This is a genomic window from Allochromatium humboldtianum (assembly GCF_013385175.1).
Lineage (GTDB): Bacteria > Pseudomonadota > Gammaproteobacteria > Chromatiales > Chromatiaceae > Thermochromatium > Thermochromatium humboldtianum.
This window is the reverse complement of sequence record NZ_JABZEO010000006.1, coordinates 144654-156827: the sequence shown is the minus strand read 5'-3', so window position 1 is coordinate 156827 and position 12174 is coordinate 144654. Positions and strand designations below refer to the sequence as shown.

Below are 12174 nucleotides of genomic sequence, written 5' to 3'. Positions count from 1 at the left end.
CGAACCGAATCCTCCGCGTCTTACGCGACGCTGAGCGATTCGGCCATGGCGGCCACGAGCGGTTGGGACTACGTCCTGGACGCTTCGGGGCAACGCTGGCTCGCCTACTATGATCGAGATCGTCTGCTCAGATTGCGCGATCCCAAAGGCCAGGAGCGTCTGCTGGTTCCAGACGACCGCGCTCAGGCGCCCTCTGGGCTGACACTGTCTGCTACTGACAAGGGGACGCTCGCACTCTGGCGCGACAAGTATCCCGACAAGGGTCTTTATCTGCTCGATACCGACCACCTGCCCCCCGACACAACTTCGATCAAGCCGCTGGAGATCGGTGCCGACACCGAGCCATTGGCGCGTTTCGTGGCCCAATCCGATGCCAAGGGCTCGACTCATCTGCTCTGGTACGGCGAGAAGGCCGGTCAGCCGACCGGCAGCGTACACAATCTCTATTATCGGAACCTCGACCGTTCCAAGCAGGAACTGTCGCCGATCGAACTGGTGATGGCCGGCATCTATCCGGTCATGGCTTCAGATCCGCAAGGTAATCTGGTCGTCTTCAGTTGGCAGGGCGATGTCGATGGACGGCGCATCGTCTCCCGCTTCCGCCCAGCGAGCGGTGAATTCGCCGAGACCGTGACGGTTGCAGACGATGTGTCCGACGTCACGCCGATCTTCGAGGCCTTCCGCTCCGGTTCGCGCTGGTTCGCGATCTGGCTCTCCCAACGCGGCCTCGACAAGCGTGACTTCCATCTCGAAGGTGCACACTCCGACGACAACGGCAAAACCTGGAAGCGCTTCGATTTCGAGGATCTGCGTGGACACGACATCGCCAGCCTGAACATCGCGGCTGATGACGAGGGGCATATTCTGCTTGCCGTCAGCGGGCGCGACCGCAGTGAGCATGATCAGGACAAGCAGGATGTCTATGTGATTCATTCGACCGACCGCGGCGAGACCTGGTCCAAGGCTGTTAAACCGCGGACAGGCGACCCGGAACTCCTGGCCCTGTTCCATGCGCGCAACCCCTCAGTCGCCTTTGGCCAGAAGCCCGGACAGGTGCTGCTGGTCTGGGAGGACTGGCGCGACATCCGTTCTGGCCTCTACGCCAGCCTCTCTAACGATTATGGCGCGACTTGGGCGATCATGGACGTACCGCTGCCGCATGAGTCGGGCGTCAACCTGGGCCTGCGCTACGAGCCGAACGCGGTCTATGCCGCGGGCGACGGCTATCGCGTGATCGCCGAGCGCTACACCGACGACACGCTCGAAGGCAAGCAACTCGTCGAACTGACACTCGACGAATCCAGCCTGAAATCGCTCGCCGAGTCCGCGCGCGCCGAGCGCGAGCGCCAGGCCAAGACCGGCGAGGCGGCTCTGCGCGAGCGGGTCGAGAACTATTGGAAAGCGATGCAGGTCGATGACTACAACACGACCTACACCTATCTCGACCCCTTCTTCAAGGCCGCCACCCCGCTGAACATCTATCTGTCCAACATGGGCAAGATCAAGTACAGCGAGGCCAAGATCGACGCGATCACCATCAAGGGACCGATCGCCGAGGTCGTCACCACCATCCGCGCTCATGTGCCCGAGTTCAAGGCGCCCATGACCGGCGAAGTCATCAAACAGCCCGAACGCGTGGTTCCAGTCAAGAACCGCTGGCTGTGGATCGATGGTGAATGGGTGAGCGAATTCCGGATCGAGTCGCAGGACATCGTCTTCACGCGCTATTGATCCAGAAGCCTATTGGGCTGGGCGCTCCGGGTGAGCCCAGCCCAGCTTTTCGACCGGCGGACGATTCCCCCAATGCATTTGCTGATCCTGCATCTGGCCACCGTGTTCGGCGGCGCCGAGCGCACGACGAGCAATCTGATCACCCATCTCGATCGCCGCGTCGTGCGGCGGATCACGCTCGCCGCGCCCGCCGCTCTACGCGAGTTGGTTCCCCCCGACTACGACGACTTTCTCGACACCGCCGCGCATCTGTCGCGTGGTTGGTTCTCCAACACGTCCGATCTGCATGACGACGCACGCATCATCGGCCCCCTGATCGCGCGCGCCAAGCCGGATCTGGTGCTCGGAATGATGCACTACCCCTCGGCGCTCGCCGTCTTCGGGACGCGGCTGCAACGTCTGCCCATCAAAACGGTCGGCAGCTTCCGCGGCCCGGTGTACGAACACATGCGCCGCTACGAGCATGGTCGCCGACGGAACCTGTTCCTGCGGCTGGCCGTCGGCGCCACGGCACGGCTGGCCGATCGCATGATCGTTCCCTCCCAGGGCACCGCGCGCGAACTGAGCCGACGCTTTCTCGGTCCGGCTCGGCGCACGGTGGTCGTCCCCAACGGCATCGATAGCGCCGACGTAGCCCGTCTCGCCGCCGAATCCGCGCCTGGACTGGAAACACTGCCGCCCGACTTGCCCCGTCTGTGCACCGCCGCGCGTCTGTCGCCGGAGAAGGATCTCGGTCTGCTGCTCGCCGCCTTCCGGCGCTTGCAATCGATCCGGCCGGCCGCCCTGATCCTGGTCGGCAACGGACCGGATCGCTCGGCGCTCGAACGTCAGGTCGCCGACTGGGGGCTGGCCGATCGCGTTCGTTTCGTCGGCCATCGCGAGAACGTCTATCCCTATATCCGCCAGGCCGATCTCTATGTGCACACCTGTCAGTTCGAAGGCTTTGGCTATACCATGCTGGAAGCGCTGGCCTGCGGCACGCCCGTGGTGGCGACCGATTGCCCCTATGGCCCGCGCGAAGTGCTGGGGCAGGACGAATACGGTCTGCTGACCCCGATGGAGGACGCCGAGGCGCTCGCGCACGCCATCGGCGCCCTGCTGGCCGACCCCGAGCGCCGGCGCCGTCTGGCCGAACGTGGACGTGAGCGCGCCGGACAACTCTCGATCGAACGCATGGCACGGGGGTATGAGCGCGTCTTTACCGATCTCATGGAGCGTGGTTGAGCCTTGAAACACTCGGTTTTGCAAGCCTCCTGGTATCGTCCGCTCGCCCTGGTCGCCGCGCTGCTCGGCGCCACTCTGGGTCTGTGGCTGCTGCTCGCCGGGGTCTATCTGTGGAGCGACGATCCGGCGCGGCCGACCATTCGGATCGACGCCCCTGAGCTTCAGCTCACGGCGGGCGAGGGCGCCCAGAGCGAACGCGGTCTGCGCGTCGAGCGCGCGGCGTCCAATGGTCTGATCCTGGTCCAGGGCGCGATCCGCCCCTTCGAGGCGCGCGACTATCGCGGGCTGGGCTGGCGGATCGACGGGCTGGATCAGACGCGCGAACTGCGCGTCATCTGGGCCACGTCCGTGACCACCCGCAAGCCCTTCGATCGACTGATCTCACCGGACGAGCGCCGCGCCGGTGTCGTCAACCTGACCGATGATCCGAACTGGGCGGGTCTGATCGTCGGCGTCGGTCTGGCCGTCGTCGGCTCCGAGCCGGAGGCCGAACCGCTGCTGTTCGAGTCGCTGACACTCCAGCCGCGCCGCCCAGCCCTGTCCGCGATCCTCCCGCTCGCCTGGAACGACTGGCGGCACGATCTGGGTTGGACGGGGCGCTCGATCAATTTCACGGATGCGGCAGAGGGCGCAGGCCGGATCCGACCGCTGATCCCAGTGGTCGTCTGGTGCGCACTGGCCGCGCTGATCCATCTGCTGCTCGCGCCGCCCTGGCGCGGATTCCGGACCTGGACGCCCTATGGCGTCATCCTGCTCGTCGGCTGGCTGGCGCTGGACGCGCGCTGGCAGTGGCTGCTGCTGGAGCGCCTGGATCAGACCCGTTCGCTCTATGCCGGACTCGAGGCCGACGAACGCCAGCGCGCGGGGCCGGACCAGGGCTTTTATCCCTTCATCGCGGACATCCGCGCGCGACTCGGAACCGAGCCGGTGCGGATCTTTCTCGTCACGTCCGATCCGGCGAGCTATGGCGCCAATCGGGCGCGCTACCATCTGCTCCCGCACAACGTGCGTCTGAGCGCCACCCTGGATGCCGCGAGCGGGGTCGAGCCGGGTGATGTCGTGTTCCTGATGAGTCCGCTCGATCGCACGGCCCATGATCGGGCGCGCTCCGAACTGGTGTTCGGTGACTGGCGTCTGGCTGTGTCGAGCGAGTTGTCCCAGCCGGGGCTGGGCACCTTGTTTCGGGTCAAATCGGTCGAGTCGGAGGACTGAGCGCATGGATACGAGCATGACCCCAATCGCCTGGTTCGCCGTCGCACTGTCGCTGCTGCTGCCCTGGCTCGCGGGCGCCCTGCTGCTGCGGCGGCTGTGGCCGGACGGGACGCCGGGCATCTGGCCGCTGGCATTGGGCTATGGCTATTGGCTGGCACTGCTCGTCGGTGCGCTGCTGCTCTATCCGCTGTCGGTTCTCGGCCTGCGGGTCGCGTTCTGGCTACTGATGCTGGGTTTCGCACTGGCGCTCGGCTGGGCCGTGCGTGACCGGCGGCCGTCCGGTCGGGAGACGCTCCAATCGCTTCGGTCAGTCTGGCCGCGAGACGCGCATGAGCTTGGATCGCGCCTGCTCCTGGTGCTCCTGCTCGGCTGGCTCGGACTGCGCTTCGCGGTGCTGGCGCTGGAGGTCTGGTGGCAGCCGCTGTATCCCTGGGATGCCTGGACCACCTGGGCGGTACGGGCGCGCGTCTGGTCCGAGCTGGGGCGGCTGGCGCCCTTCGTTGCACCCGAGGTCTGGGCGGGCGACGGCACGGGCGCGGTCTATACCATTGAGGCCTGGCACTATCCGGCGCTCGTCTCGCGTCTGTCGCTGTGGCCGACGCTGGCCGCCGGCGATTGGAACGAGACCGCCGCCAATCTGCCCTGGCTCGGGGCTGCGATCGCGCTGGCGCTGGGGTTCTATGGCCAGGCGCGTCTCTGGGGCGCCTCGGCGTTGACGAGTCTGACGGCGCTCTGGGGACTGATCTCGCTGCCCCTGCTCGACACCCATGTGGCCCTGGCCGGGTATGCCGATCTCTGGCTGGCCGGGGCGCTCGGCCTGAGCCTGATGGCCTTTCTACAGTGGACGCGCACCGGCGACAAACGTCAGGCAGCGCTCTGTCTGGCACTGGCCGCGACCTGGCCGCTGCTCAAGCTGGAGGGTGCGGTCTGGCTGGCGCTCCTGGTTCCGGCCTGGATGCTCGTCGAGGCGCGCCGACGTCGGATCGGTCTGAGCCTGATCGCGGCGGTCTTCCTGGGCTTCGGACTCGCCTGGCTGATCGGTCTGAGATTCGAGGCGCCCTTGATCGGCCTGATCGAGATCGGCACCGAGGCGATCCAGTTGCCCTTCATCGGACGCTTCGAGTTGGGCTATCACGATAGCTGGGGCGTCTTCGCCCAGACGCTCCTGGGGCTGGAGAACTGGCACCTGCTCGGCTATCTGCTGGTGGTTGGGCTGGTCGTGGCGCTCTGGCGGGTCGCACGCGGCGAGCGCGCACCCTGGCTGCTGTCGGGGCTGGCGCTCGTGCTCGGCAGTCTGATGCTGCTTTGGGGGCTGTTCTTCCTCACCGACGCCCATCGCTGGGCCGAGCAGGGCACCAGCCTGGGCCGGTTGCTGCTGCACTTCATGCCGTTCTATGTCTTCTTCCTGCTGACGCTCTGGGGACGTACATCGACCACCTCGGCATAGAGTCGCGCGATCTGCTCGGCGACGCGCGCGATGCCGAAGCGCGCCTCCAGCGCCTGGGCGCCTGCCTGGCCGAGTCGCCGAGCCTGCTCGGGATCGCGCCCCAGCCGGTCGATAGCGGCGGCGAGCGCCGTCGGATCGCCCGGCGGAACCGTCAAGCCATTGCCTGCCTGACGCACCACCCAGCCGGTCCCCGAGCCGGGGATATCGCTGACCACCACCGGCTTGCCGAAGCGCATGGCCTCCAACTGCACCAGTCCGAACGCCTCGGTCCGCTCGATCGAGGGCAGGCACAGCAGGTCGCAACCGGCCAGCAGGGCGTCGAGCACTGAGCCGGGCTGATGACCCACGAGCCGGACGCGCCCGTTCAGCCCGAGTGCCGCGATCGAGCCGCCCAGCGCATTGGCCAGATCGCCCGAGCCGACGATGAGCACAGCGGTTTCGGGCAACTCGGCGGCGGCCCGGATCAGGATCTCGTGTCCCTTGTAGTAGGTCAGGCGCCCGATGGCGAGGACACGTCGGGGGCTAGGGCTGTGTCTATGTGAGGGGGCGACGCTATGCCACAACGCCGCCGCTTGGGCACGACTCGCGGCGTCGGGTTCGGGAATGCGCGCCGCATCCAGCCCCAGAGGCACGACGACACAGCGCTCACGCCAGGGCGCCAGTGCCGGACTGGATGCGAGATACTCCGGCGAGGTCGCGATGATCCGCGCAGCGCGGGCGAGCAACGCCTGCTCGAAGGGTCGATACAGGCCATAGGCCAGCTTCAGGCGCCGGTCGAGCGTCGAGGCGACCACATCCGAATGCCAGTGCACCACCCAGGGCAGACGGCGCGCCGAGGGCAGGGCGAGCGCCCAGAAGGCCGAGGTGTTGGGCAGGTGCAGATGCAGCAGATCGGGCGCGAGTTCGCCGATGAGCCGGTCGAGCCAGCGCGGGAAGGCCGGGCTGAGCGGGGCATAGAGCAGTCGCCCGTAGGTCGGGGCGCGATACACCGGCGGATCCTCGGGCGCGATCGGGCGTGAGCCGTGCCGGCCGAATCGCTCGTGATGCACCAGAGCGGCGGCTTCGATGCCCAGCGCGGAGAGCGCCGGCAGCAGGTCGGCGAGGAAATGCTCCATGCCGCCTGCGAAGGGCGGGAAATATTTGCCGATGTGCAGGACGCGCATGGCTCAGGGGGCGGGGGCCTGTGGCCGTTCATTCGGATCGGAGATCGTCGGCTCGCGCGCCTCCAGCATCGCCAGCCGCTGGGCCAGACGCCGGATCTGGCGCTCCTGACGCGAGCGCTCCAGATCCATGGTCAGGATCTTGATCAGCAGCAGGGCGAATCCCAGCACCATGGCCAGCATCGGCGGATAGCTGACCCCGAGATAGCCGCCGAGACGATCGAAGATGCTCGGAAAGAAACCCAGCACCGTTACGGTCGCCGCCGCGCCGATCCACCAGACCGCGTAGGGGCCGTGCAGATGATCGCGGCGTACCAGCCACAGGATCACGGCGGCGAGCGTCAGCCCGATCACCATCGAGGTCATTTGATACGTCATGGAAACGTCCGATCCTATCCTTATGCGTCTGAGTCCGTCCGCCGATCGCGCGCTCGACCATGGCCGACGCGCGCCAGACAGAGCAGACTGGTCTGAAGCATATAGTTTCCCACCGTCCACCAGGACTTGAACACCCTGGAAACGCCCTGGAGGCGCGGTTGCATCGGTACCGGCTCCTCGATCACGCGCAGATCGTGCCGATGCAGCGTCAGGAGCACGCCGACGTCCTGATAGTCGAGCAGGGTCGCCTCGCGCGAGGCCAGCAGCCGGATGGCCCGTTCGTCGTAGGCGCGAAAGCCGGAGGTGATGTCCTCCAGGTCGAGTCCGGTCAGCCAGCGGAAATAGCGCCAAGCGAGGCGTCGCGCCGGGCTGGCGCGGGCGGGGAAGGCGCCGATCACGACGTTGGCTTGGCCGGCGAGCACGGGCGCGACCAGGGCGCCGATCTGCGCCGGCTCGTGCTGACCGTCGGCATCGAGGGTGACGGCCAGTTGGTAGCCATTGCGTTCGGCATAGCGCAGTCCGGTCTGAAGTGCGCCCCAGGCGCCCAGTTGCAGCGGCAGCGGCAGCAGGGTGGCGCCGGCGGCGCGGGCGATCTCGGCTGTGTCGTCGGTGCTACAGTCGTCGATCACGACCACCCGATAGCCCCAGCGCCGGCGCACCTCGCGCACGATGGCGCCGACGGTCGCGGCCTCGTTGTGGGCCGGGATCAGGATCAGGACGTCCGATGTTTGCAGGGAGGAGGAGACTGGCCCGGGCGCCGGATCGCGCGGCGCGGGTTCACGAAAGCTGGACACGAATCACCACATGGAGTCTCGATTTTGAGCGGCGAATGACTTGATCGCGCGGCATGTTGGGATAAACTTCAGTACGGACGTATCCGGCGCCCAAAGTTGCGTTCAAGGCAAAAAGTGTTACTTTTATGGTACGGCTCGTGTCGTGGCCGGTGTATGGGATCGGAGGAGTCGATTCACCGGGTCTAGGATGATCGAGCCGCGTCCCTGAGGACGGAGATAGCGCGCCAAGCTAGCCGATCGCTCGCGGCGATGCAAATCCAGGATCGATGCGGCTCGAGAGCGACATTGTGGCACCCGTGATCCAGGCTCACGCATCCAAACACTTCATCAACTCGACGACGAAGGAACGAAGCCGTCAACTACCCCGGTTTGAAGGCCGGAGCTTGTGAGAACAAGCTGGGTTGACCAGCCTCAGCCCGCCTGACCAGGACGGTCGAAAGGGGCTACGTGTGCAACAGGTCGCCAAGACCCACTCCGGGATGCTTCCTCAGTTCCGGACCCTGGAAGGTCAGGATCATGCAGGCGAAAGGTAAAACGTCGAAGGTTCTGATCGCCACCGCAAGGCGGGAGCCGGTTGCACACATTGGCGAGGGGAGCGAACACGCCGTGAGGCGTCGTCCGTCACCAGGCCCTTACGGGCAGAGCCTCACGGCCCGGCAGGTGGAAAGCCTGCACCAATGTCGATGGCTGCGAGGTCGTAGCCGCTCTATCCCTCCCCGCCCTGAAGGACGGGGTTTCTCGTGGAGAAACTGATGAAACCTCTGATTCATACTGTGGCGGGGCTTGCGCTCCTGCTGCCCATCGCGGTGAGTGCGGCCACGCTTGGTGGCTATCCCCCTGAGGAGACCTGTAGGGCCGATCGCGAAGCCAGTTTCGCCTCGGGATATTCCCAGGGCTACAGCGCGGGTGAGTCTAATGGCTTCCAGATCGGGCATCAGGCCGGACATGAGTACGGCATCAATACTTGCGTTGCTGACCCGTTGCAATTTGGCGTTAATCTTTCTCAAGTTATTCCTCCTGCTGTTTATGGCGAAACTGAGCCAAATGATAGTTTTATTACCGCTGATCCTCTTGCGCAGGGTGTTAAATTTTGGGGGCAGCTTTATGAATTAGCTGACCAAGATTGGTTTTATCTGGAAACAACTGCAGCCAATCAAAACATTTTGGTTACTTTTTCCATTCCTGAGTGGATTAAAAATGTAAGAAATATTGATTTAGTCAGTGAAGATGAAGATGAAAATGATGCGGAGGTGCAAAGCTTCGCTTTTGATTTATTGAAAGGAACACCGGCAGTTTGGAATGTCTCTGTTCGAGATGCTGCCGGTAATGTTTTTGCGAACTTTAATACAGACGTCATGGGAGGTATTCCCTCTTTTTCTTTTGATCCAGATGGCAACGTCGTTTTTGATGCTATGACTTATAGTGTAACGACTGGCCTTGCTGGAACTTACTATGTTGTCGTAAAGCCTGTAAATGCTTTTTTGCCAACTTTGGAAAGATATACTAATGCAGTTCACTACCCTTATGCAGTCTCGGCTGTAGTTCAAGATTCGCCGCTTGTTAATAATCAGCCCATTGTTGGCTTTTATGATGCGGAGGTTGAGCCAAATAATTTGCCTAGCCAAGCTAATCCGCTGGCAAATGGGGTTACTATGTATGGTCTTGTTAATCTTAAGTTTGAGGATGTAAATCAAGGGCAATGGGTCCAGGGTGAGGATGATTGGTTTGTATATAACAGCAAAGGGAATGAGCTGATAACTATATCTTTTTGTGAAAAAGATAGATTGCTATGTGAATCTAGATCTGGTACATGGTACGTTGAGGTTCTGGATTATATCTCTGCTCAACAATGGGAGAGGCTAACCAGCAATGCCGAATCAACTGCAAGTGTTAACCCGCTGCTGGCCTTCAATGTTGATTTAAGGAGCTTGAGAACAAGAGTTAATCCTGATTACAGTTTGGATCGCGTTTACATTCCAAATGAGCTTCCGGTTGTTTATAGGCTTGGTTTGCGTGATCCTGGCTATTATTTTTTACGGGTTAATCATAAGCGCGTGTTTTCCTCTGCTTGTGATGAGCATCGATTTGTGAGGCAAGATGGTGAGTTTTTAAGTGGTGATGAAGGTGTTTGTTCTTGTGCAAACAATGACTGTCGCCTGCCATCAGGTTTATGCAGTGACTCTGAAAAAAATCTTGATTGCATTAATGAGATCATGGATTGCAATCCTGACCCTGACCTTGGTCAGGAAGGCTGTTTTGTTGCTAATGGGCGAAATGGGCGCCCTCGCTTTCCGCAAAATTGTGTTGAGAATGCAAATGAGGAACAAGGTCAGGTTGAGTGCGAAACTTATATGACTTTGGCGAATTGCAGTTGCTCTATTTTTAGTCTAGAGCCATATTCATTAGAGGATGATTACACAATACCTTACAACTTCACCTGGCACGGAACCCAACTGCCGCCCAGCACCATCGACACCGATGCCTATGAGGACTATCTGAACGACCGCCCGAATCCCTATACGCCGTAAGCGACGCAGTTCGGGCTGGGCTGGATCGGCTTTGTGCGATCCGGCCCCAAAATAAAACCGCTCCCGGCAAAACCAGGGGCGGTTTTTTCATCAGCATCGGCCCCGAGTCGGTTCGGTTCAGACGCGCTTCACGCCACAGCCATAGCGATCGATCCCGACCTCGGCGGCGGTGACGGCGCGAAAGATCGCGCGCCCCTTGTTCATGGTCTCCTGCCACTCGGACTCAGGCACCGAGTCGGCGACGATGCCGGCGCCGGCCTGGATGTGCAGGGTGCCGTCCTGGATGACGGCGGTGCGGATGGCGATCGCCGTATCCATGTTGCCGTTCCAGGACAGATAGCCGACCGCGCCCGAATAGATGCCGCGCTTGACCGGCTCCAACTCGTCGATGATCTCCATGGCGCGGATCTTGGGCGCGCCCGAGACCGTTCCAGCGGGGAAGGTCGCGCGCAGCACGTCGATGGCGCTCAGTCCTTCCTTGAGCGTGCCGATGACGTTGGAGACGATGTGCATCACATGCGAATAGCGCTCGACGATCATCTTGTCGGTCAGACGCACGCTGCCGATCTCGGAAACGCGCCCGGCGTCGTTGCGCCCGAGATCGATCAGCATCAGATGCTCGGCCAGTTCCTTGGGGTCGGCCAGCAGCTCGGCTTCGAGCGCCTGATCCTCGGCCTCGGTGTGACCGCGCCGTCGGGTGCCGGCGATCGGACGCACCGTGACCACGCCGTCTTCCAGCCGGGTCAGGATCTCGGGTGAGGAACCGACGATGTGGAAGTCGGCCAGATCCAGGAAGTACATGTAGGGTGAGGGATTCAGCCCGCGCAACGCCCGGTAGAGATCGAGCGGCGGCGCACCGAAGGGGATCGAGAGCCGCTGCGAGAGCACCACCTGCATACAGTCGCCGGCGAGAATGTACTCCTTGATGCGCTCGACGGCCTCCTTGAACGCGGACTCAGTGAAACCCGAGACGAAATGCGATTCCTCGACCTCGCGCGGCGGGTTGCTCTGACCATTGGGGATCGGCTGACGCATCATGGCGTTGAGCGCACCGATACGCGCCTCGCCGGCTTCGAGCGTGTCCCCGGCGGTCGGGTCCAGATGCACGATGATGTAGAGCCGCCCGCTGAGGTTGTCGAACACGACCACCTCGTCCGAGACCATCAGCAGGATATCGGGCGTGCCGAGCTGATCGGGATTGGGACAGACCGCGAGCTTCGGTTCGATATAGCGGATGGTGTCATAGCCGAAATAGCCGACCAGACCGCCGGTGAAGCGCGGCAGACCTTCGATCTCGGCGACCTGGAACCGGCTCTGGTACTGCTCGATCCAGGCCAGCGGATCGGCACTCTCGGTCGACTCGATCACCTGATCATCGCGCTCGACCTGGATCTGACGACCGCGGATCTTGATGACGGTGCGCGCCGGCAGGCCGATGATGGAGTAGCGGCCCCATTTCTCGCCGCCCTGCACCGACTCGAACAGATAGGAATATGGCCCCTTGGCCAGCTTGAGATAGACGCTCAGCGGGGTTTCGAGGTCGGCGAGCACCTCGCAGGCGACTGGAATGCGGTTGTAGCCCTGCTCGGCGAGGGCGTTGAAAGTCTTGGGGGTCATCGGGATCTCCGGACGCTGGGAAAGGACTGGGGTTGTGAGCGCGACCTCAGCGTCGCCATCGCCTGGATCTCATGTCCCCTCCC

At 62.9% G+C, this 12174-nt stretch carries 9 protein-coding genes; 5 read left to right on the top strand and 4 right to left on the bottom strand.

Features of this window, described 5'->3' with window-relative positions; translation table 11 throughout:
• The first annotated feature begins 45 nt into the window (after nt 1-45).
• The 4 genes from HW932_RS10735 (at nt 46) to HW932_RS10720 (ending at nt 5614) form a co-directional block, all read left to right on the top strand.
• Entirely contained in the window at nt 46-1731 is a 1686-nt protein-coding gene (locus HW932_RS10735) for a sialidase family protein (protein WP_176976487.1), read from the top strand.
• 72 nt (nt 1732-1803) lie between these two features.
• On the top strand, nt 1804-2955 hold the full coding sequence (locus HW932_RS10730) for a glycosyltransferase (RefSeq protein WP_176976486.1): 1152 nt from the start codon (nt 1804-1806) through the stop codon (nt 2953-2955).
• Between the two features lie 3 nt (nt 2956-2958).
• The gene (locus tag HW932_RS10725; RefSeq protein WP_176976485.1) at nt 2959-4167 is read left to right on the top strand and encodes a hypothetical protein; all 1209 of its coding nucleotides are present in this window, start codon (nt 2959-2961) and stop codon (nt 4165-4167) included.
• Nucleotides 4168-4183: 16 nt separating this feature from the next.
• Entirely contained in the window at nt 4184-5614 is a 1431-nt protein-coding gene (locus HW932_RS10720) for a hypothetical protein (protein WP_176976484.1), read from the top strand.
• Here the strand turns inward: HW932_RS10720 and HW932_RS10715 are convergent.
• Genes HW932_RS10715 through HW932_RS10705 form a run of 3 tightly spaced genes read right to left on the bottom strand, consistent with a single transcriptional unit; the run spans nt 5560 to nt 7946 of the window.
• A complete protein-coding gene (locus tag HW932_RS10715; protein WP_176976483.1) occupies nt 5560-6777 on the bottom strand; it encodes a glycosyltransferase in 1218 nt (405 codons plus the stop codon). The genes HW932_RS10720 and HW932_RS10715 overlap by 55 nt on opposite strands.
• A gap of 3 nt (nt 6778-6780) precedes the next feature.
• A complete protein-coding gene (locus HW932_RS10710) occupies nt 6781-7152 on the bottom strand; it encodes a DUF2304 domain-containing protein (protein WP_176976482.1) in 372 nt (123 codons plus the stop codon).
• Between the two features lie 20 nt (nt 7153-7172).
• A complete protein-coding gene (locus tag HW932_RS10705; protein ID WP_343047272.1) occupies nt 7173-7946 on the bottom strand; it encodes a glycosyltransferase family 2 protein in 774 nt (257 codons plus the stop codon).
• A gap of 752 nt (nt 7947-8698) precedes the next feature.
• Between HW932_RS10705 and HW932_RS10700 the strand changes: the two genes are divergently transcribed.
• On the top strand, nt 8699-10474 hold the full coding sequence (locus HW932_RS10700; RefSeq protein WP_176976481.1) for a hypothetical protein: 1776 nt from the start codon (nt 8699-8701) through the stop codon (nt 10472-10474).
• Between the two features lie 117 nt (nt 10475-10591).
• On the opposite strand, the gene trpE is transcribed toward HW932_RS10700, so the two are convergent.
• On the bottom strand, nt 10592-12091 hold the full coding sequence (trpE, locus tag HW932_RS10695) for an anthranilate synthase component I (RefSeq protein WP_176976480.1): 1500 nt from the start codon (nt 12089-12091) through the stop codon (nt 10592-10594).
• Between the last annotated feature and the right edge of the window lie 83 nt (nt 12092-12174).